The organism is Streptomyces sp. LUP47B (assembly GCF_001746295.1).
Taxonomy (GTDB): domain Bacteria; phylum Actinomycetota; class Actinomycetes; order Streptomycetales; family Streptomycetaceae; genus Streptomyces.
Genome location: NZ_MJAH01000015.1, coordinates 145,309 through 167,973, shown reverse-complemented (window position 1 = coordinate 167,973; position 22,665 = coordinate 145,309). Strand labels below are relative to the sequence as shown.

The window sequence follows — 22,665 nt, the reverse complement described above, 5'->3', positions numbered from 1 at the left end:
CGAAGAAGGCACAGCTGCTTCTTCAGGTCCTTACAACTCGTCCACGAAGTGGGGCCCTGGGATTCTGGTGGCCGTCGGCCCCGCGACGGCCGTCGCCGCCAGACAACCGCCCCACCCCAAACGGCACTCCGGCGCCGCTGGACGAGTAATTGGCAAGAAGCGTGGGCGAGTTGGGGCTCGCACCGGTCACCTGCGGGTCCTGGCGGTGGGCGTGGGCTCCGGGCCGTCGGCACGCAGGGGGTCGGGACCGGGCCTCGGGGGGTCGGCGACCACCGAGCCCTTCTTGAGGTGGCGCGGCACGACGTCCTGCGGGAAGGTCAGTTGCTGGTTCATCCACGTCAGTGCCGGGGGCATCTCCTGCACCCAGGTCGGGAAGTTGTGGCTGCCCTGCTCGGGCAGGATCGACGCGACCCGCATGGGTGCCTTCACCGCCCTGATGAAGGCCTGCGTCTGCGGATAACCGCGCTCCCCGTGCTTGCTCTCGGCCACCAGGACGGAGACCTGGGGGACGGGCAGGTGCTTGAGCCGCCACATCAGATCGTGGCCGTTCATCCGCTCGGTGCGGTCCGGGCCGCTGCCGAAGAGACTGCCGGTCGTCGGATCGTCCTTGACCCGGTAGTCGGGCGACAGCGCGGCGGCCGTCGTGTACACGTGCGGATCGCGCATCGTCAGCTGGAGGGCGCAGCTGCCGCCGGAGGAGTAGCCCATGACACCCCAGGCACTGGCGTCGTGGCCCACCCGGTAGGCGGACTTCAGGGCCTCGGGGAGATCCCTGGCCAGGAAGGTCTCGGTCTGCGGACCGCCCGGCACGTTCACGCACTCGGTGTCACGCGGCGGGGCGATCGTCGGCCGGATCATCACCATGACGGTCGGCTGCATCCGACCGCTCTTCTGCAGTTCACCGGCGGTCTGCGACACCCGCAGATGCTGCGCGAGGTTGAAGATGCTGCCCGGGTAGCCGCTGAGCGCGACGATCACCGGGAAGCGCTGGCGCTGGTACGCCTTCTGGAAGTACTGCGGCGGCAGGTAGACGAACGCCGGGTCGACCACGCCCGTGCGGCGGCCGATGACCTTCACGGACTCCACCCGCCCGTTCACCGCGGCGGGTCCGGTGGGCAGTCCGCTGACCCGGCTCAGCTGCTCGTCACCGGCGGGCTGTACCAGCGCACCCTTCACGGCGACGCCGCTCACCGTGCCCGTGCCGCCGTCCCCCGCCTGTGTCACCCCGACGGGCGCCGTCTCGACACTGCCGAAGAGTTCGCCCCACGATCCGAAGAACTGGTACGACGAGTTCAGCCAGCACGCGAACGCCGCGATCATCACCACCTGGGTCGTCCCGATGGCCAGCAGGCGTCCGCACACCTGCCACAGTCCCTGCCGGGCGAACCGTGGCCACGACCAGACCAGCAGTCCCACACACACGGCGGCGAGGGCCGCCATCACATACACGGTCGTCTCGCTGGTCAGACCCATACCGGTTGATCCCCGATTTCCCTACCTGTGCGGTTTCCTTCACACAGAAGGAGGGGTAAGGAATCCTCCGCGTTCCCCAATTAGTGCAAAAGGGGTGGTGAAACCGCTCACTCGGCGGCGTCCGTCGCCTGCCGCCCCATGGTGCTCGCCCGCGGGACGAGCCGGTGCGGGGCCCGGATCTCCATGCCGGGGACAGGGGTTGAGCTGCCGATCCGCTTGAGCAGTCGCTCCACCGCCGTCTCGGCGATCATCTTCTTGTCCGGCGAGACCGTCGTGACGGGTGGGTTCGAGTAACGGGCGTCCTCGATGTCGTCGTAGCCGACGACGGCGACGTCCTCGGGGACACGCAGCCCGCGGGCGGCCAGCGTGTGCAGGGCGCCCAGCGCCACCAGGTCGCTGTAGCAGAAGACCGCGTCGGGCGGTTCCTCCAGGTCGAGCAGGTGGGCCATGGCGCTCGCGCCGTCGGAGCGGTTGAAGCGCGGGGTGGAGATGACGAGTTCCTCGCGGACCGGTATGCCGGCCCGCTCATGGGCCAACCGGTAGCCCTGGGTGCGCAGTTGGGCCGCCTCACCGGTGCGGTAGGGCTGGTCGCCGATGGCGGCGACGCGGCGCCGGCCGAGGCCGAGCAGATGCTCCGTGGCCTCCCGGGAGGCGGTGACGTCGTCGATGCCGATGTGGTCGAAGCCGCCGTCGCTGACCCGCTCGCCGAGCACCACCAGCGGGAGGTCGGCGTCGCGGTCGCCCAGGTCGGACTGGGCCAGCCCCAGCGGGCTGAAGATGACGCCGTCGAACAGCAGTTGCTGGGAGCGGCGGCTGAGGAACAGCTTCTCGTGCTCCGCGTCGCCGTCGGTCTGGTCGATCAGGACGTTGTACCCCTGCACCCGGGCCGCCCGGATGATGCCCTGCGACAGCTCGGCGAAGTAGGGCGTGTCCAGATACGGCACCACCACCGCGATCTGACCCGAGCGGCCGGAGGCGAGATTGCGGGCCAGGACGTTGGGCTGGTAGCCCAGCTCGTCGACGGCCTTCTGGACCCGGGCCCGCATGGCCTCGGAGACCGGCGCGTAGCCGTTGACCACGTTGGACACGGTCCGGCTGGAGACGCCGGCCAGCTCCGCGACGTCGCGTAGTGTGACGCCTCTTGCCATATGCCCACCTTCGTCCCGGATGTCGTTTTCAGCGCTGAAAGTTTCTTGCGGGTTACCTCTTGCAGCGCGGCAAGTTCTCGGTTAACACTTTTGCAGCGCTGCAGAGCGTAGCAGAAGGGGGCCTGATCCAGCCGGGTCGGGAACCCAGGGTCCGTGACGTCACCGCGTCGCGGACCGGACCAGTAGGAGCCGCAGTGGGAAGAACCACCACTCAGGGACCGGGAGCCGCACCGTCCCTGACACGGCTTCACTCCTTATTCATGGTGGTGTGACGGCGCCCGTGCGCTGATCACCCAGCTGTCGCTCCCCTTCACCGACGTCACATGCGCCCACCCTCCCGCGCCGGTTGACGTCGCCCTCACCTGAGCCGCGGTCCCCGCATGCCCCCGGCCCTCCTCGCCGACCCCTGTGTCCGGCGTACCTCCGCCCTGCCTCCCTCGCCCCTGCCCTCGGGCAGCACATCCAGGAGATTGCTCATGTCCTCCACCAGAAGGCCCACGTCCCGTTCGCTGCGCCGGACCGCGGTCGCGACGACCTCCGTCGCCCTTGCCGGCGTGCTCCTCGCGGCCTGCGGGTCGGGCGGCAGCGGCAGCGGCTCCACGGGCAGCGGCCCGGTGCACATCAAGGTGTGGGCCTGGTACCCGCAGTTCAAGCAGGTCGTGGCCGAGTTCAACAAGACCCACAAGGACGTCCAGGTCGACTGGGTGCAGGCGGGCGTCGGCCAGGACGAGTACACCAAGCTGAAGACCGCGCTCAAGGCGGGCCAGGGCGCCCCCGACGTCGTCATGCTGGAGTTCCAGGAGCTGCCCACCATCCAGCTCACCAAGGGCCTGCTGGACATGGGCAAGTACGGCGCGAACGCGGACAAGGGCAACTACGTCGACTGGGCCTGGAAGCAGGCCTCCGACGGCGACCACGTCTACGCGATCCCGGTCGACGGCGGCCCGATGGCGATGATGTACCGCGCCGACCTCTTCAAGAAGTACGGCCTGAAGGTCCCGACCACCTGGGCGGAGTACAAGGAGGAGGCCGCCAAGCTGCACAAGGCCGACCCCAGCGCGTACATGACCGACTTCGGCAGCGACGAGACGGCCGCCGGCTGGCGCCAGGGCCTGACGTGGCAGGCCGGCTCGCGCCCCTACACCTACGCGGCGAGCAAGCTGCCGGACATCGGGGTCAAGCTCAACGACGACAACGCCAAGAAGGTGTACGAGTACTGGGGTGACCTGGTCAAGAACAAGCTGGTCGACACCCAGTCATACGCCACCACGGACTTCTACAACGGTCTCAGCACCGGCAAGTACGCCACGTACATCGCGGCCGGCTGGGGTCCGGGCTACCTCTCCAGCGTCGCCAAGAAGACCGCGGGCAAGTGGCGGGTGGCCCCGCTGCCGCAGTGGACGGCGGGCGGCAACGCCCAGGGCGACTGGGGCGGCTCCAGCTTCGCGGTGACCTCGCAGACCCAGCACCCCAAGCAGGCCACCGAGGTCGCCCGGGAGCTCTTCGGCACCTCCCAGGCGGCCTGGAAGATCGGCATCGACCAGGCCTACCTCTTCCCGCTGGTCAACCCGATCCTCAACGGCGCGTACTTCGAGAACAAGAAGTACGACTTCTTCGGCGGCCAGCAGATCAACAAGGTCTTCGTGCCCGCCGCGAACGGCATCGGGACCTTCGACTGGAGCCCGTTCCAGGACTTCGCCTACAACACCGACACCGGTGAGGTGGGCAAGGCCCTGCAGGGCCAGACCGCCTGGTCCTCGGTGAACGACAACGTCCAGGACCAGGTGACCTCCTACGCGGCCAAGCAGGGATTCAAGGTCAGCAAGTAACCGGCCCGAGTCCCCGACTCCCACTGCCCCCGCCGGCGCCCGCGCGTCGCACCGCCCGCCGGCGGGGGCTCCGCAAGACGCGCAAGGAGATGTGATGAGCCTGCTCCGACAGCAGGGACCCGCGACGGCCGCTCACCCAAGCCCCGTACAGGCAAAGGGACTTCGCGCCCCAGTGACCGGCACGGGCGTGGGCCGCCGCAACGGACGGCGATCCGCCCATACCCGCCACCAGGCCATGGGCCTGCTGCTGATCACCCCGTTCGGCCTGCTCTTCGCGGCCTTCCTGGTGGCACCCCTGGCGTACGCCTTCTGGCTGAGCCTGCGGACCTCCACCCTGGTCGGAGGTGACCACTTCAGCTGGTTCGCCAACTACAAGCAGACGTTCAGCGACCCGCACTTCCTGTCCGGTGTGCGCCGGGTGGCGGTCTTCGGCCTGGTGCAGATCCCGGTCATGCTCGCGCTCGCGCTGCTCGGCGCCCTCATCATCGACGAGGTCACCGGCAAGCTCGCCAAGGTCTTCCGGATGACACTGTTCATGCCGTACGCCGTTCCCGCGGTGATCGGCGCCCTGATGTGGGGCTTCCTCTACAGCCCCACCTTCGGCCCGGTGAACTCCCTCAGCCACGCCCTGGGCACGGGCACGGTCGACCTGCTCGGCCACAGCCTGATGCTGACCTCGCTCGGCAACATCGTGACCTGGCAGTGGACCGGCTACAACATGATCGTCCTGTACGCGGCCCTGCAGGGGCTGCCCCGCGAGGTCTACGAGGCGGCCAAGCTCGACGGAGCCGGCCAGATCCAGACAGCCCTGCGCATCAAGATCCCGATGATCTCCGCGGCCATGGTGCTCACGCTGATGTTCACCATCATCGGCACCCTGCAGTTCTTCACCGAGCCACGGGTGCTGGAGCCGACGGCGTCCTCGGTGATCACCCCTGACTACACGCCCAACCTCTACGCCTACAACCTCGCCTTCCAGTACTCGGAGTTCAACTACTCCGCCGCCATCTCCTTCTCCCTCGGAGCGGTGGTCTTCATCGGCTCCTACCTCTTCCTGTTCGCCGCACGCAAAAGGAGCGGACTGAAGTGACCACCGCCGCCGTCCCCGCCCCCGCCGTCGCCGCTCCGGCGCCCCGCCGTACGTCCTCCGCCAAAGGACGCGTCACCGTCAACGCGGTGATGGTGGCGATGATCCTGTACTTCCTGATGCCGTTCTGGTGGCTGGTCGTCGCCGCCACCAAGGACAACGACGCGCTGTTCTCCACCGCGGCCCTGTGGTTCCACTCGCCGGGCGCCTTCTTCGGCAACCTCCGGCAGCTGTTCACCTACAACGACGGCGAGTACCTGCGCTGGATGGGCAACACCGCGATCTATGCGGGCGTCAGCGGTGTAGGCGCCACCGCCGTGGCCACCTTCGCGGGGTACGCGTTCGCCAAGTACCGCTTCCCCGGCCGCAACCTGCTCTTCTCCAGCCTGCTGGGCGCCATCATGGTCCCGGCGACCGCGCTGGCCATCCCCACCTATCTGCTGCTGAGCAAGGTGGCGCTGACCAACACGATGTGGGCGGTCATCCTGCCCTCGCTCCTCAACCCGTTCGGCGTCTACCTGGTGCGGGTCTACGTGCAGGAGTCCCTGCCGGACGAACTCCTCGAGGCGGCCCGCGTCGACGGGGCCGGTGAACTGCGGGTGCTGTTCAACGTGGCGCTGCCGACGCTGAAGCCCGCGCTCGTGACCGTGCTGCTGTTCTCCATGGTCGGCACCTGGAACAACTTCTTCCTGCCGCTGGTGATGCTCAACAACGACAAGCTGTTCCCGCTGACCGTCGGCCTGCAGTCCTGGTACCAGGGCGCGCTGGTCCAGTCCGGCGCCAACACCCTGTTCACGCTCGTCATCGCGGGTTCCCTCGTGGCGGTCCTCCCCCTGATCGTCGCCTTCCTCCTCCTCCAGCGGTACTGGCGCGGCGGTCTGACCGTCGGAAGCCTCAAGTGAGCCCAGCCGCCCAGCCCCCCTCCCGTTCTGCGCACCTCCCGGAGCGACCTTCATGCTGCACGCCTCCCTGACCGTCGACTCCGCCTTCCGCGTCGCCGACGTCAATCCCCGTACCTTCGGCTCGTTCGTCGAGCACATGGGCCGCTGCGTCTACACCGGCATCTACGAGCCCGGCCACTCGTCCGCCGACGAGGACGGCCTGCGCCGTGACGTCCTGGACCTGGTGCGCGAGCTGGGTGTGACCGCCGTGCGCTATCCCGGCGGCAACTTCGTCTCCGGCTTCCGCTGGGAGGACAGCGTCGGACCGGTCGCCGACCGCCCCACCCGCCTGGACCTCGCCTGGCACAGCACCGAGACCAACGCCTTCGGTCTGCACGAGTTCCAGCGCTGGGCCGAGAAGGCCGGCGTCGAGCCGATGATGGCCGTCAACCTCGGCACCCGCGGCGTCGCCGAAGCCCTGGACCTGCTGGAGTACGCCAACCACCCGGGCGGGACCGCCTGGTCCGACCAGCGGATCAAGAACGGCGCCCGTGACCCGTTCGGCATCCGCATGTGGTGCCTGGGCAACGAGATGGACGGGCCCTGGCAGACCGGCCACAAGACCGCCCAGGAGTACGGCCGAATCGCCGCCGAGACGGCCAGGGCCATGCGCATGGTCGACCCCGGGCTCGAACTGGTCGCGTGCGGCAGCTCCAGCTCCTCGATGCCGACCTTCGGCGCCTGGGAGGCCACCGTCCTGGAAGAGGCCTACGACCAGGTCGACTACATCTCCTGCCACGCCTACTACGAGGAACTCGACGGCGACCTCGGCAGCTTCCTGGCCTCCGGGGTCGACATGGACCACTTCGTCGAGTCGGTGGTCGCCACCGCCGATCACATCCGGGCGAAGCTGGGCAGGAAGAAGCGGATCAACCTCTCCTTCGACGAGTGGAACGTCTGGTACAACACCCGTTTCGAGGCGCAGGGCAAGCCCACCGAATGGGCCGTGGCGCCGCGGGTGATCGAGGACGAGTACAACGTCGCCGACGCCGTCGTGGTCGGCGGACTGCTCATCAGCCTGCTGCGCAACAGCGACCGGGTCACCGCCGCCTGCCTCGCCCAGCTCGTCAACGTCATCGCCCCCATCCGCAGCGAACCCGGCGGCCCGAGCTGGCGGCAGACCACCTTCCACCCCTTCGCCCAGGCGGCCCGGCACGCCCGCGGCACGGTCCTGCGCGTCGAGCCGGTCGCCCCGGTGTACGAGACGAAGAGGTTCGGCGAGGTCCCCGTCGTGGACGCCGTGGCCACCCACGACGGTGACGAGCTCACCGTCTTCGCCATCAACCGGCACCAGAGCGACAACGTCGAACTCGCCCTGGACCTGCGGGCGTTCCCCGGTCACGCCCTGGTTGAGCACTCGGTGCTGAGCGACCCCGACGTCCGCGCCGCCAACACGCAGGACGACCCCGACCGGGTCCGCCCCTACACCGCCGACACCGGTTCCGTCACCGACGGCCGCCTCACCGTGAGCCTGCCGCCCGTCTCCTGGAACGTCGTCCGGCTGCGCCGCACCGCCGGCTGACGACCACCCCTCGAACACCCGCCGTTCCCTCTCCCCCCTTTCTCCGGGAGCGGCGGGCCCCGCACCACCCCCTCTTCCCGGACATCCCTTGGGAGCCGCCCATGTCCACCATCAGGGAAGGCGCCAGATCCCGCGCCGTACCCCGCACCCAGGCGATCACCCTGCTGCTGGCCCTGCTCGCAGCCGCCGTCGCCCTCGTCCTGCCCGCCGCCGGCCAGGCGCACGCGATCTCGCGCGCCTCGCAGACGATGTACACCCCGCCGTCGAACGCCCCGGCGCCCGGCTCGCTCTACCCACGCGCCATCCGCCTGCAGAACAGCGGATCGTCCAACGGCACCCTGCTGGCCACGTTCGAGCAGTACAGCTCGGGCACCCCGGTCTTCCCGGTCTACCGCAGCACCGACAACGGCAACAGCTGGACGCAGATCTCCAGCATCAGCGACACCCACAACGGCTTCGGCAACCGCTACCAGCCGTTCCTGTACGAACTGCCCACGCAGATAGGCAACTTCCCGGCCGGCACGATCCTCGCCGCGGGCAACTCCATCCCGAACGACCTGTCGACGACCGAACTCGACCTCTACGCCAGCACCGACCACGGCGCCAGCTGGTCGTACGTCAGCTCCATCGCCACCGGTGGTGAGGCCGACCCCACCAACGGCAAGACGCCGGTGTGGGAGCCGTTCCTGATGGTCTCCGGCTCCAAGCTGATCGTCTACTACTCCGACCAGCGCGACCCGAACCACGGCCAGAAGATCGTCCACCAGGTCTCCACGGACGGCCTGAGCTGGGGTTCCGTGGTCGACGACGTGGCCACTTCGACGTACGGCGACCGTCCGGGCATGCCGGTGATCGCCAAGCTCCCCAACGGCAACTACGTCATGACGTACGAGTTCTGGGACGCCCCTGAGGGAGGCTTCGCGGTCTACTACAAGATCTCCGCCAACCCGGAGGCGTTCGGCTCCGCCACCGGCATCGCCCTCAAGGCGACCGACGGCACCCAGCCGAAGAGCGCCCCGTACATCACCTGGCTGCCCACCGGCGGCGCCAACGGGACCTTGGTGGTGAGCGCCAACAGCAGCGACGACCTGTTCCTGAACACGCAGAACGGCGCCGCCAACACCTGGACGCGCATCGCCTCCACCGTGCCCGGCGGCTACAGCCGCGGCCTGCTCCCGCTGGCCGACGGCCACAGCCTGCTGGTCCTCAGTGGCGGGCACCTCACCAGCACCGGCCTGAACCCGATCACCTACGGCACGATCGACCTGGGCGGCGGCATCTCGGACGGCGCCACCTACACCGCGTCGAACGCCAACAGCCACCTGATGCTGACCATCGCGGGCGGCTCCACCACCAGTGGTGTCAACGCCACCCAGCAGAACGCCGACAACGCCACCGACCAGAAGTGGAAGTTCGTCCAGCAGACGTCCGGCTACTTCAAGATCTTCAACGTGGCGAGCGGCAAGGTGCTGGGCGTGACGAACCAGTCCACCGCCAACGGCGCCAAGGTCCTGCAGTGGGACGACAACGGCACCCTCGACCACGAGTGGGCGATCGCCCCGAACCCGGCGGGCGGCTTCACCGCCACCAACCGGATCAGCGGCAAGTACCTGGAGATCCCCAGCGCCTCCACCACCGTCGGCACCGCCGCCGGACAGTGGTCCGACACCGGCTGCGCCTGCCAGCGCTGGAACCTCACCCAGACCGCCCTGCCCGACCTGGCCACCGGCCAGTACCGCCTGGTCAACAAGAACAGCGGCAAGCTCCTGGAGATACCCGGAGCGTCCACCGCCGTGGGCAAGCAGGCAGGCCAGTGGGTGAACACCGCCAACAACTGCCAGCTGTGGACGTTCCAGTCCCAGAGCGGCGGGGCCTGGACCGTGAAGAACGTCAACAGCGGTCTGTTCCTCGACACCAACGGTTCGACCTCGGCCGGCGCGGCCGTCGTCCAGAACGCCTCGTCCACCGCGAGCTCCCAGAAGTGGACGCTCACGGACGCGGGCAACGGCTACTACAAGCTCGTCGACGCCGGCAGCGGCCTGGTGGCGGACGTCGCCTCGGCCTCCACCGCCAACGGCGCGCTGATCGTGCAGTCGGCGGACAACGGTGCCGATGACGAACTGTGGCAGGTCGTGCGGGTCAACTGACCCGCCGGGGCCCGGACGTGTCCGGGCCCCCGATCTCCTGCCCAACATCCCGAACAGTGATCGCGATATCGAACAAGAGAGGTGGGCCGCCATGCCCGAGGAACCCTGCGTCGTGGGTGTCGACTTCGGAACCCTGTCCGGCCGTGCCGTCGTCGTCCGCGTCCGCGACGGCGAGGAGCTCGCGTCGGCGGAGCACGTCTACCCCCACGCCGTCCTCGACCGAGCCCTGCCCGACGGCACCCGGCTGCCCCCGGACTGGGCCCTTCAGGTGCCCGCGGACTACATCGACGTCCTGCGCACCGCCGTACCCGAGGCACTCGCCCGCGCCGGAGTGACACCCGAGCAGGTCATCGGCATCGGCACCGACTTCACCGCCTGCACGGTGCTGCCGGCGCTCGCCGACGGCACGCCCCTGTGCGAGCTGCCCGAGTACACCGCCCGCCCGCACGCCTACGTCAAGCTCTGGCGCCACCACGCGGCCCAGGGCCAGGCCGACCGGATCAACGCGCTGGCCGCCGAGACGAAGGAGCCGTGGCCGGCGCGCTACGGCGGGAAGATCTCCTCGGAATGGGAGTTCGCCAAGGCGCTGCAGGTCCTTGAGGAGGACGCGGAGATCTACCACCGCACCGAGCGGTGGCTGGAGGCGGCCGACTGGATCGTCTGGCGGCTGTGCGGGACGTACGTCCGCAACGCCTGCACCGCCGGCTACAAGGGCCAGTACCAGGACGGTCTCTATCCGTCGCCCGCCTACCTGGGCGCTCTGCACCCCGACTTCGCGGGCTTCGTCACCGACAAGCTGGACCAGCCCATCGGCCGACTGGGCGACCCGGCCGGGACGCTGACCGCCGAAGCCGCCGCGTGGACAGGACTGCCCGAGGGCATCACGGTCTGCGTCGGCAACGTCGACGCCCATGTCACAGCCCCGGCGGCGGCCGCCGTGGAGCCCGGCCAGATGGTCGCCATCATGGGCACCTCCACCTGCCATGTGATGAGCTCCGACCAGCTCGGCACCGTGCCCGGCATGTGCGGTGTCGTCGACGGCGGCATCCTGCCCGGGCTGTGGGGCTACGAGGCCGGGCAGAGCGGTGTCGGTGACATCTTCGGCTGGTTCGTACGCACCGGCTTCCCCGTCGAGTACGCCGAGAAGGCCGCGGCGGCCGGGCAGTCCGCGCACGAGTACCTGACCGAGCTGGCCGCCCGGCAGCAGGTCGGCGAGCACGGACTGGTGGCCCTGGACTGGCACAGCGGCAACCGCTCGGTGCTGGTCGACCACGACCTCAGCGGCCTGCTGATCGGCCAGACGCTGTCCACCCGCCCCGAGGACGTCTACCGCGCCCTGCTGGAGGCCACCGCCTTCGGCACCCGCACCATCATCGACGCCTTCGAGTCCGCCGCCGTACCGGTACGAGAACTGATCATCGCGGGCGGTCTGACGAAGAACGCCCTGCTCATGCAGATCTACGCCGACGTCACCGGCCGCCCGCTGGGCGTCATCGGCTCCGCCCAGGGCCCGGCGCTCGGCGCCGCGATGCACGCCGCGGTCGCCGCCGGGGCGTACCCCGACATCCGCGCCGCCGCCCACGCCATGGGCAAGGTCCACCGCGGGCTCTATCTGCCCGACCCCCAGCGGGCGGCGGCCTACGAGCGCCTGTACGCGGAGTACCGGGTGCTGCACGACTACTTCGGCCGCGGCACCAACGACGTCATGCGCCGTCTGCGCCGCATCCGCGCCGAAGTCTCCGCGTCCTCCTGAAAGGAAAACCCTCATGGACACCAACGCCACCGCCCACCCCGACCAGGAGATCTGGTTCCTCACCGGAAGTCAGGGCCTGTACGGCGACGACGTCCTGCGCCAGGTCGCCAAGCAGTCCAGGAACATCGCCGAGATCCTCGGCGGCCCCGGCAAGATCCCGGTCCGGATCGTGTGGAAGCCCGTGCTCACCGACGCCGACTCGATCCGCCGGCTGTGCCAGGAGGCATCCTCCTCCGACAGCTGCGTGGGAGTCATCGTGTGGATGCACACCTTCTCCCCGGCCAAGATGTGGATCGCCGGCCTCGCCGCCCTGGACGTGCCCCTGCTGCACCTGCACACCCAGTACAACCTGTCGCTGCCCTGGCCGAGCATCGACATGGACTTCATGAACCTCAACCAGGCCGCCCACGGCGACCGCGAGTTCGCCCATATCGAGTCCCGCGTCGGCGTCGACCGCAAGATCGTCGCCGGACACGCCACCGACCCCAGGGTCGTGCGGCGCATCGCCGCCTGGGCCCGCGCCGCCGTCGGCCGGCACGCCTCCCGCACGCTGCGTCTGGCGCGCTTCGGCGACAACATGCGCGATGTCGCCGTCACCGAGGGCGACAAGGTCGAGGCCCAGCTGCGCTTCGGCTTCTCGGTGAACACCTACGCGGTCAATGACCTGGTCGCCGTCGTCGACGCCGTCCAGGACAAGGCGGCGGCCGAACTCGCCGCCGAGTACGTCGAGTCGTACGACGTCGTGCCCTCCCTGCGCCCCGGCGGGATCCGCCACGACTCCCTCCTGTACGCCGCCCGCCAGGAACTGGGCCTGCGCACCTTCCTCACCGAGGGCGGCTTCACCGCCTTCACCACCAACTTCGAGGACCTCGGCGGCCTGCGCCAGCTGCCCGGCCTGGCCGTCCAGCGCCTGATGGCCGACGGCTACGGCTTCGGCGGCGAGGGCGACTGGAAGACCTCCGCACTGCTGCGCACGATGAAGGTCATGGGCCAGGGCCGGCCCGGCGGCACCACGTTCATGGAGGACTACACCTACCACCTCNGCCCGCCAGGAACTGGGCCTGCGCACCTTCCTCACCGAGGGCGGCTTCACCGCCTTCACCACCAACTTCGAGGACCTCGGCGGCCTGCGCCAGCTGCCCGGCCTGGCCGTCCAGCGCCTGATGGCCGACGGCTACGGCTTCGGCGGCGAGGGCGACTGGAAGACCTCCGCACTGCTGCGCACGATGAAGGTCATGGGCCAGGGCCGGCCCGGCGGCACCACGTTCATGGAGGACTACACCTACCACCTCGGCCCGGGCACCCCGCGCGTGCTCGGCGCGCACATGCTGGAGGTCTGCCCCTCGGTGGCCGCCGCCCGGCCCCGCTGCGAGATCCACCCGCTGTCCATCGGYGGYCGCGAGGACCCGGTCCGCCTGGTCTTCGACGCCGCCGAGGGCCCCGCCGTGGTCGTCGGCCTCTGCGACCTCGGGGACCGCTTCCGGCTGACCGCCAACGCCGTCGACGTCGTCGGCCCCAGCGAACCCCTGCCCCACCTCCCCGTGGCCCGGGCGGTGTGGAAACCGCGCCCCTCACTCGCGGAGTCCGCCGAGAGCTGGCTGCTGGCCGGCGCCCCGCACCACACCGTGCTCAGCTCGGCCGTCGACGTCGAGACGCTGACCGACTACGCCGCCATGACCGGCGTCGAACTGCTCACCATCGACGAACACACCAGCACCGACCAGTTCGCCAAGGAAATCCGCTGGAACGCCGCCTACCACCGCCTCGCCCAGGCCCTGTGACCTCTCACCGGCACGAAGGAGAACACCGATGACCACCACTGTCCCGGAGAGCCTGCGCCGGGAGGTACTGGAGGCGAACCTCGCCATCCCCCAGGTCGGCCTGGCGACCCTGACCTGGGGCAACGTGAGCAGTCGACCGCGAGGCGGGCGTCTTCGTNCCTCCCCGTGGCCCGGGCGGTGTGGAAACCGCGCCCCTCACTCGCGGAGTCCGCCGAGAGCTGGCTGCTGGCCGGCGCCCCGCACCACACCGTGCTCAGCTCGGCCGTCGACGTCGAGACGCTGACCGACTACGCCGCCATGACCGGCGTCGAACTGCTCACCATCGACGAACACACCAGCACCGACCAGTTCGCCAAGGAAATCCGCTGGAACGCCGCCTACCACCGCCTCGCCCAGGCCCTGTGACCATGACCGACGGCCGCGTAGAAGTCGAAGGAGACGAGCGATGACCGTACGAGTCCGCGACGGCCTGCGAGAGGAGGTGCTGAGGGCGAACCTCGCCATCCCCCAGGTCGGCCTGGCGACCCTGACCTGGGGCAACGTGAGCGGAGTCGACCGCGAGGCGGGCGTCTTCGTCATCAAGCCCTCAGGGGTTCCCTACGAGGATCTCGCTCTCGACGACCTGGTGACGGTCCGGCTGTCCGACGGCGCCGTGGTGGACGGCGACCTGCGCCCCTCCACCGACACCGAGACCCACCGCTGCCTCTACCGCGCCTTCCCCTCCATCGGCGGCGTCACCCACACCCACTCCACCCACGCGGTCGCCTTCGCCCAGGCCCGCCGGGACATACCGGTCCTGGGGACGACCCACGCCGACACCTTCAACGGCCCCATCCCCGTCACTCGTGACCTCACCCCCGAGGAGTGCGCGAAGGACTACGAGTACAACACCGGTGTCGTCATCGTGGATCTCCTGGGGGAGGAGGACCAGAAGGCAGTCGAGGTCCCGGCGGCTCTCGTGGCGAACCATGGCCCCTTCACCTGGGGCGCCACGGCCCGCAAGTCCCTGGAACAGGCGATCATCTGCGAGGCCGTCGCCGACATCGCCCTCCACACCCTGTCCCTCTCCCCGGCTGCCCCACCTCCCGCCCACCTGCTCGACCGCCACTACACCCGCAAACACGGACCTGACGCGTACTACGGCAACCCGGACATTCCTACGGCTCGACCTGGTGGAGAGAAGTCTCTGGAACAGCGCTGAAGCGGGCACCGAAAGTGGTGTGGTTCAGGTGCCTTCGCGGTGCCGCTGTCGCAGTTCTTCCAGCCTGGCGCGAGCCGTGTCGTCCTGCCTGGTTGGTGCGGCTGCGTGTGCCGGCCGAGGTACTTGGGGTGGTGTGGGCATGCGCAGAGATGTGGATACGAGTGCGAGAACTGCCTCCAGGTCCGTGGTTGCGAGGTAGGCGAGACGGCTCTTGTTCAGCCCACGGAAGCGAGAAACGCTCCTGCGGAACGAGGCCCAAGCCCGTCCTTTTCGTGTAGCGACGCGACTGTTTTCCGCCTGCGAGGTGTAATCGATATCGATTTCCAAGCTGAGCTGCTCGGCGCTCGACCACCAGGACCGCCACTGTGGATCGTCGTGGATCATCTCAACTACAGTGCCGGCCGCATCGAAATACGCTGAGGGAATCTCGTTGTCACCGTGCAGCGCGAGGTTGAGCCAGGGTGTTTCACTCTCCGCGATGGCCGTCGGATCCTCTGGTTCGTCCACAAGGAACCCTGGCAGTGGGCCCAGCCAGGGTTTTCCGGTGGCGACTTCGTAGGCTTTGGACACAGCCTCCGCAAGGCTGTCCGATTCACTGAAGTCCCAGGCGCGCTCAGCCACGTGACCCGGTTTTCTCAGGATTTGTTGGAACTGCGCGATGCCTGCGGCTACCACCGCGAAATGAAGATTGATGAGAGCGTCACCGGTCAGTGGCACCGGCTGTGCGCCTGACGGATCACTCACGTCTTGGGCAGGGATTCCCGACAGAGGTACATCCGCAAGCCGGCCCATCTTCTCCGTCAGCCTGTCGGCGAATTCTTCGACGCGAGCCTCCCCCTGGTGAGCCAGGGCCTCCTTCAAGGGGGGAGTGGTTCGCTGGTTTGCCGCACCTCCGAGAAGATCGATGAGGGACCAGAAGTCTTCTTCTGTCATGGATCAGGCTCTTTTCCCTTGATGGGCGCAGCGGGTGGGGTGCCTCCACGGCACCCCACCCGCCTGTCGTTCATTCATCCCGACGTGTGCGGGTCCTTACACGCAGATTTTTTTGGCCTGCCCTGGCGGGCAGTGGCGATGCCTGGCCACGTACTTGAGGATCATGGCTGTTTCCCAGCTGCGGGCGTTGAGCCAGCCCGTCATGCGCCTCATCACGGTGTACCTGCAACCACCGATGGTTCCGTAGTACCTGTTGCAGGTACTGATCTGGCTGGCCGGCCTGCTCGTGCCGACGCGGGATATCCCGTATTTCCAGATCTTGCCCTTGTAGTGGATCATGTAGCCGATGTACGCGGTTTTCTTGTACTTCTTGGCCGAGTTGGAGTTCTTGTTCGGAATGGCGACGTTCGGTCCGGGTAGGCTGATTGAGCACCCGATTTGCCCGCAGATCCAGCTCGTAGCCAGAAGGATGACATAGGCGACCAGGATCGCGGTTCCGACACCGAGGAGGTAGGGGACCCCCAGAGGAATGGCGAACCTGCCGTCCGCATCCATGAAGTTGACCGGATCGGTGGGGTAACCGTAGGCGTTGGCGTTTCCCCCCACCACGGGATCAGGTGAGAGGAAGAGCCCGGTTGCCGGGTTGTACACCCGAACTCCCGTGACCAGCAGACCACCCAAGGCGTCGTTGGAAACGCCTTGGCTTCCGAGCCAGTTGTAGCGGGCTTGGGTCTGGCCGACTTTGGAGTTGCCGTACTCGTCGGCGTCCAGGGCGGTCGGCGCGACACTGGTGTCCAGAGGGAGCAGGAGGCTGACGTCCCCGTGGATGTTGGTGAACTGCAGGACGGTGCCGCCGGTCTTGCCCGTAGTGGCTGCCAGGCTACCGTCGAGGCCCCTCACGTTGCGTGTCAGCGCGCCCGTGGTGGTGTCCTCGGTGATCCAACGAGGGCTGCCGTCGTCGCTGTCGTAGTGGTTGATTTTGGACGCGGTCTGGGTCCAGGTGGAGCCGCTGCCGGTCTCGGTCTTCCAGGAGCGGAACCGCAGGCTGGCGTCGAGCTGCCAGGTCTGGCGCTTTCCGTTCTCGGTTTGCTGGTAGGCGAGGTCATTGGCGTAGTACGCGATCGTGCCGCTGCCGGGGGTCGCGGTGGCTCGGCCGAAGACGTCGTAGGTGTAGCCGGTGTCGACGATGCGGTCGGCACTGTCGTAGGTGTGGTTGTCGGCTGTGCCGCCCGTGGTGGGGCAGTCCAGGCCGGGGGCGCCGGCCGCGGTGGCCAGCGAAGTGCGGTTGTTGCGGTTGTCAAAGGCGTACGTCCGCCTGGTGCAGACGGTGCTGGTGGTGTCGTCCACGGTGGTGAGACGACCGAGCTTGTCGTAGGTGTAGGACTGGTTGGACCAGCCCGCGTGGGTGACGGCCTGCCCGAGAACAGAGCGGGTCACGGTGTCGGCCATGACACTGAGGCCGTCGCTGTCGCGGGTGTATGTGCGCCTGACGACAGCCCCAGTGGTGTCCTCCGTCTGCTGCAGGGTGTAGCCGCCGGGCAGCTTCTGCGAGGCGAGGGACGCATCGGCGTCGTAGGTGGCCTGGAAGACACCAGCGACGGAGTCGGTTGCCTTTGTGGCGAGGCCACGCGGCTCGATCGAGTGGTCGTAGGTGTACGTGACGGTAGAGGGCGAGTTGTCCGTTGTCTTGGCCGGGCGGTCGAGCAGGTCGTACTCGGTGGTCGTGACACCACCATCGGCGTCGGTGTACGAGATCTGGCGGCCGAGTTTGTCGTAAGCCTTGCTGATGGTGCCGCCGGTCGCTGAGGTCAGTTTCACGGGATGACCTGTCGCCGGGTCGTACTCCGTGGTGGATTCGGGAACGGCTTGCCCGATGCCTCCGCTGATGGTCGTCTTGATGGGACGGCCGGCCGCGTCGTACTGGATCGTGGTGGTCCGGGTGCTGCCGTTCGCAGTGTCGCGTACCGTCGCCGATCGGCCCCACCAGTTGTATTCGGTGGTGGTGGTCGGTACCTGGGACGGGTTGGTGCCGCCGCCGGTGATGGCGCCGGCGACTCCGGTGGAGCAGACCAGGTCGGCCCACTCCGGACGGCCCTGACAGGCGCCCGAACCGGTGGCGCTCCAGTAAGTCGTCACTCGAGTCGCGGCGTCCGTGCCGGTGGCACCGGGCCGGAGCTGCTTGATGACGCGGCCCTGGGCGTCGTACTCCGTTTTGGTGGTGATCGCCAGGCCGCCGGGATCCTGCACGTTCTGTGTCGCCAGCCCCCTTGCCCAGTCATAGGAGACCACGGATGTCTTGGTCTCGCCGTGCACTGTGGGGTGCTCCCGGACCTGCGCGCCTACGGTGCTCTTGGTGAGCTGGTCCCTGACTGTCGCCGTGCCGTCCGTCGGTCGGCCCGTGTCGTACTCGTTGATGACCCAGCTGCGGGCCGTCACCGGGGAACCCGCCGGGACCAAGGTGGTGCTCCCCGACTTCAAGTCTGCGGTCAGGTCTATACGACGAAGCGGGCCGAGTTTCTCCAGTTCGCGTATGCCGGTCTCGTCGTAGAGCGAGGTGGCGGCCAGAAGGTTCGCCCGTTCGGCAGCGGACAGCGATCCGATGCCCAGGTCGGCTTGTACGGCCCGGTCTGCGGTGCTGATTCCGAGGGCGACGGCGCGGTTGCCGGCCGAGAGTTCGCGAACGGTGTTGCCGAAGCGGTCGTACTCGGTTGTGCTGATGTATCCACCTGGAGCGGCCGTGTTGACCTCGTGACCGGAGACTCCCAGGTAGCTGATCGTGGCGCGTGTATAGCCGGTGGCGGTCAGGGCACTGCCGTCGTGCGAAGCGGGTACCACGTCCGCGGGGAACAGCGCAGTCGCATCGGTCGGGGCATCCAACTGGCCCCACTTCTTGACCTCCGCCGCGCTCATCGTGTGTGGAGCGGCCGTGCCGGTCAGCGGGACGTCGTACACGACAGACGTGGACGCGGTACCGGACGCGACATCCTTGCTCCCCTGCTGAAGGCCGGAGCGGGACACCTTCAGCAGCATGCCCTCAGCTGCGGTGGCGGAGGTGCCCACCTTGCCGTAGGTGAACGTCCACGGCAGTTCCCCGGCCGGGGTCAGGCCGGTGACCCGCCCGGCCGTGTCGTAGGCGTACTCGGTCTTCAGCGCCGGGCTGACCTGCGGGTTCCACGCCTGACGCAGTCGGCCGGCCGTGTCGTAGGCGAAGGTCTGCACGGTCTTGGCACTGGCCGAGGCGGCACCGGGCTCGGTGGACCACAGGCGGACCTCCTTGACCTGGCGGAGGAAGTCGCCGAACGCGGAGGACGTGGCGGTGGTGGCGGTGGCGTAGACGAACTCCACCGAGCGGCAGCCCTTGGTCGACGGCGTCGCCGTGCATGTCGCGGCGCTCGCTGCGGAGGTCGGGGCGATGATCCGCTTCGGGCGGGCCAGCGCCTGGCCGTCCACCGTCACGGTCTCGGAGACCACCGTGGTGGTGGAGTTGGGCAGGCCTTCCATCAGAGTGGAGGACACCTGCCAGGTCACGGAGGCCGTGTCTGCTTTGGTGAATGCGGTGACCGTGCCATCGGTGTCCGAGAGTGTGAACGAACCGGACACGCTGCCTGTGAGCGTCAGGTACTCGGAGCCGGTCTCGGGGACCCATGCGGTCTTGGCGGCGTTCGCGGTGAAGTGTGTTTCCGTACCCTCGACGTCGACGACGGCGACGGCTGTGTCGGAGATCCGGCGGATGTGCGAGTAGTCCGACTCCGTCGCCTCCGCCACGGTGCCGGAGACCCACTCCTTGCCGAAGATCGCCGCCTGGCCGTCCTGTTGGGCTGCCTGGTCAGGTGTGCGCGACGAGGCCGTCCGGGACACTGACAGTCCGAAGCCGGAAGCGTCCTCCGCGGACAGCGAGTAGTCGCCCGTGAGGAGGTTCAACTCTCCCGGCCCGACCTCTTCGGCCGCGGCGCCCGTCGCGTTGCGGTCCACGATCACATCGATGGACCGTGTGCTGCCCGAGGCCGCGTTCGGGCCGGTGAAGTCGGCCTTGATCTCGACTGTTCCGTCCGGATTCACCGTGTCGGTGGCATTCCACACCAAGGCGGCGTTCTTACCGCTGACCAGGGGCACCGGCCAGGACGTCAGAGGCGTTCCACCAGCAGTGACGTCACCTGCGGGAATGCGCACCCAGGGATCGGCCTCGGAGCGCCGCCAGGAGAACGACACCGCGTTGTACTTGCTGCCGTCGGCCTCCGCGACCAACGGAAGACGGCGGGCTGTGCGCTCACCGTCATCTGGCTGGACGAAGCCACCGGGCCCGGCGTGGAAGGTGTAATCGACCGCCTCGGACTTGTTGTCCGCCTTGTCCACCTGCCGCACCTGGAGGAGGTGGGTGCCGTCCTCGGGCGGGATGATGTTGATGGCCTTGGCTGCACTGGAGCCGCCGGTCGCGACCTTCGTCCAGGTCACGCCATCCAGCGACCACTCCAGCCAGTTGTGGTCCGTACCGTTGGGTATGACGCTGAACGTCCCTGTCTGACCCGCCCCCTTGACCCATGTGCTCGACGGATAGTCCGTCGATGTGACCCCGGTGGGGGCGGACGGCGCGGCGGTGTCGACCGTGAAGGTCTTCCACGCCGACCAGCCGGTGTTGTAGTGCGCCCCGTCATACGGCGAGGTACGGAACTTGTACGTCTTGCCGTTGCTCAGCATCCCGGAGGGCACAGTGACCGAGGAGGCCTGCCCGGAGGGCACGTACGGCGAGACGATGACGTCGCCCACCTGCGTGTTGGTGGCGTTGTCGTAGATCTGGAAGGTGCCGTTGACCTTGTCACCGTCGGCATCGACGAAGGTGTCGCGCAGCGTGGGTGTCGTGGTGTTGACCGTGTAGGCGCCGCCGTAGGAGAAGTACGGCGGGCCGGCCTCCTGCTTGGTACCGGTGCGCGGGCGGTAGTTGTAGTTGACGACGAGCTTGGGCGGGTTCGAGGCGGCGTTCGCGGAGTTGACTCGCTTCCACTGCGCCACGACCGACTCGCCGGAAGCCCGCAGTCCCATGTGGCCGCGGGTGGCCTTGGCCGAAGCCCACTCCTGCACCAGCGCGGTCACGTCGGAGTTGATCCAGCCGTCCGGCTGTGCGGTACAGGCGGTATTGCCGCGGGTCTCGGTTGAGGTGGCCTTCTTCGCGGTCCACGACGGCTGCGCCGTCCAGCGCGACGACGTCGAGGCCGCACCGGTCGACCACACCTCCCACGGGTAGAGCGCGCAGTCGGTGTTGTTGCCGGAGTGGAAGTTCCAAAGCGACAGCTTGGCATCCAGAACCAGCGCGTCCTGGATCGGTGTGGTGTTCCAGGAGATGAAGGAGCGCGCGGTGCGCGGAGTCCCGTTGGAGTTGGTCGTGCCGGGGTTACCCAGGTCCAGCTCGGTGTCAGTGGACCAGTCGACCGTCTCGCCCTGCTGCACGTAGGTGTCGAAGACGTTGGACAACGAGGAGGTGGACGGGTCGACGGTGACCGGGTACTGAGTGTCGGAGTTCGCGAGGAACTTCGCGTCCGGGGTGACCACCAGATCGAAGGCGGAGCCCTTCCGCACCACCTTCAGGCCGACCTTGGCCCGGTTCGTGTGCTCGCCCGACTTCTTGTCGACGGTGGCGTCCCACATCACCGGCGCGGGCATCACGGCTCGCTTCTTGTTCTTCTCGTCGGTGAACAGGACGCTGCCGTCGGCTAGTTGCTTGGCTTTCAGGCCCTTGGCCTTCAGCGGCAGCGTGTAGGAGTAGGCGCCGGCGTCCGGGCGCTGCTTGATCTCCACAAACTGCTCGAAGCCGGTGCGGGTGGCCTCGACGACCACGTCTGCGCCGGGTAGCGCGTTGACGTACTCCGCGCGTGTACCGTCCAGTTTCGGCTTGGGCAGTCCGCCCTTCCACTGAAGGGTGATCTGCTGGTCGCCTTCGCCGAGCGTCACCAGGTCGGTGGCCTTGGCCTCACGAGCCGCCTTCAGCGACTTCGCCGGCGTACCCGCCTTGCCCGCGAGCCGCAGCCCTTCCGGGTGCGCGACCGGCTCGACCCCTGATCCGCTTTCGCGCAGTTCGACGTCGACATCGACCCACTTGCCGTCGCGCTCGAAGCGAACCGGGCCCGCCGCAAACTCACTGGTGAGACTGCCGTCCTTGTTCACCCACGTCGTCGACATCTCGGTACGTTCCGAGAGTGCCTCAACACGCTTGCCGGACAGCCTCGCAGCGACGCGGGCGGAAGGTATGTCAGCTGCCTGGGTCGCTGTCGCCTTCTTCGGCGCGTCCAACGTTCGGGTCTGCGAGACCGCCCCCGAACTGGTCGCGTCGAGCAGGGTAATGGCCATGGTCAAGGCGATACTGCCCGCTGTCCAGCGACCGGCCCCCGGGGGCCAGAGTCTCCCGCGCAGTCGTGGCGCAGGTCTGTGAACCTTCATGATTCCCCGATTTCTCTCACGCTCTTGGCGTCACCCATGCAATTCAAAAGAGAATGTATGCATTGAGTAAAGATCGGAAAGGGTGACAAGATCACAGAAGGCGGGCGGTGAGGTGGCGGTGACTTGAGTGATCTGTATCACTTGGACTGCTCAAAAGCCTCTGGGGGGAAAGTGTTTGACGATGACTCACCAGCACTGCCCGGCGCCGCCGTTCCACGTTTGACGCTGGCAACGGAGGTCGTCGCGTGGATGTTTGGGCATCCATCGGGCGCCGTGGCTTCGACGTCTCTGGATGAGTGTCGGACGCCAGGAGCAGGCGGTTTACGATGAGTTCACCCCGTTCAGGTGAATCCATCTTCATCGGGAAACTGTGCGTGACCTCTGCGATTCATCCCCCTTGCACAGCACGACATGGGTCCCA

General features: G+C 68.0%; 12 protein-coding genes and 3 pseudogenes. 11 read left to right on the top strand and 4 right to left on the bottom strand.

Going from position 1 to position 22,665, the window contains the following annotated elements:
• Positions 1-186: 186 nt before the first annotated feature.
• Positions 187-1,473: an esterase family protein gene (locus BFN33_RS36180; RefSeq protein ID WP_069764427.1), complete on the bottom strand. Its 1,287-nt coding sequence runs from the start codon at positions 1,471-1,473 to the stop codon at positions 187-189.
• A 107-nt stretch (positions 1,474-1,580) separates the two neighbouring features.
• Positions 1,581-2,621 (bottom strand): LacI family DNA-binding transcriptional regulator, encoded by a 1,041-nt coding sequence (locus tag BFN33_RS36175; RefSeq protein WP_069764426.1) that lies wholly within the window; start codon positions 2,619-2,621, stop codon positions 1,581-1,583.
• 476 nt (positions 2,622-3,097) lie between these two features.
• Here BFN33_RS36175 and BFN33_RS36170 point away from each other — a divergent pair, with 476 nt between their 5' ends.
• The 11 genes and pseudogenes from BFN33_RS36170 (at position 3,098) to araD (BFN33_RS36125) (ending at position 14,882) form a co-directional block, all read left to right on the top strand.
• Positions 3,098-4,450 carry an ABC transporter substrate-binding protein gene (locus tag BFN33_RS36170; RefSeq protein ID WP_069764425.1) on the top strand — a complete coding sequence of 451 codons (1,353 nt, stop codon included), beginning with the start codon at positions 3,098-3,100 and terminating at the stop codon, positions 4,448-4,450.
• Positions 4,451-4,622: 172 nt separating this feature from the next.
• Positions 4,623-5,540 (top strand): carbohydrate ABC transporter permease, encoded by a 918-nt coding sequence (locus tag BFN33_RS36165; RefSeq protein ID WP_256122949.1) that lies wholly within the window; start codon positions 4,623-4,625, stop codon positions 5,538-5,540.
• The gene (locus BFN33_RS36160; protein ID WP_069764423.1) at positions 5,537-6,439 is read left to right on the top strand and encodes a carbohydrate ABC transporter permease; all 903 of its coding nucleotides are present in this window, start codon (positions 5,537-5,539) and stop codon (positions 6,437-6,439) included. Before BFN33_RS36165 ends, BFN33_RS36160 begins: the two co-directional genes overlap by 4 nt.
• A gap of 52 nt (positions 6,440-6,491) precedes the next feature.
• Positions 6,492-8,000: an alpha-N-arabinofuranosidase gene (locus tag BFN33_RS36155; RefSeq protein ID WP_069764422.1), complete on the top strand. Its 1,509-nt coding sequence runs from the start codon at positions 6,492-6,494 to the stop codon at positions 7,998-8,000.
• Positions 8,001-8,101: 101 nt separating this feature from the next.
• Entirely contained in the window at positions 8,102-10,147 is a 2,046-nt protein-coding gene (locus BFN33_RS36150) for an RICIN domain-containing protein (RefSeq protein WP_069764421.1), read from the top strand.
• Positions 10,148-10,238: 91 nt separating this feature from the next.
• Positions 10,239-11,900: a ribulokinase gene (gene araB / locus BFN33_RS36145; RefSeq protein WP_069764420.1), complete on the top strand. Its 1,662-nt coding sequence runs from the start codon at positions 10,239-10,241 to the stop codon at positions 11,898-11,900.
• Between the two features lie 13 nt (positions 11,901-11,913).
• A pseudogene (locus BFN33_RS36140) lies at positions 11,914-12,942 on the top strand (L-arabinose isomerase); the annotation flags it as partial.
• A 1-nt stretch (position 12,943) separates the two neighbouring features.
• Positions 12,944-13,681: pseudogene (locus BFN33_RS36135) on the top strand (L-arabinose isomerase); the annotation flags it as partial.
• Positions 13,682-13,709: 28 nt separating this feature from the next.
• Positions 13,710-13,838, top strand: a pseudogene (araD, locus tag BFN33_RS54730) (L-ribulose-5-phosphate 4-epimerase); the annotation flags it as partial.
• An 8-nt stretch (positions 13,839-13,846) separates the two neighbouring features.
• Positions 13,847-14,086, top strand: a complete 240-nt coding sequence (locus BFN33_RS36130; protein WP_069764419.1) for a hypothetical protein — start codon at positions 13,847-13,849, stop codon at positions 14,084-14,086.
• A gap of 40 nt (positions 14,087-14,126) precedes the next feature.
• Entirely contained in the window at positions 14,127-14,882 is a 756-nt protein-coding gene (araD, locus tag BFN33_RS36125; RefSeq protein WP_069764418.1) for an L-ribulose-5-phosphate 4-epimerase AraD, read from the top strand.
• Between the two features lie 24 nt (positions 14,883-14,906).
• On the opposite strand, the gene BFN33_RS50465 is transcribed toward araD (BFN33_RS36125), so the two are convergent.
• A complete protein-coding gene (locus BFN33_RS50465; protein WP_079141174.1) occupies positions 14,907-15,815 on the bottom strand; it encodes a DUF4240 domain-containing protein in 909 nt (302 codons plus the stop codon).
• A 96-nt stretch (positions 15,816-15,911) separates the two neighbouring features.
• Entirely contained in the window at positions 15,912-22,154 is a 6,243-nt protein-coding gene (locus BFN33_RS36115; RefSeq protein ID WP_079141173.1) for a DNRLRE domain-containing protein, read from the bottom strand.
• Positions 22,155-22,665: the final 511 nt, after the last annotated feature.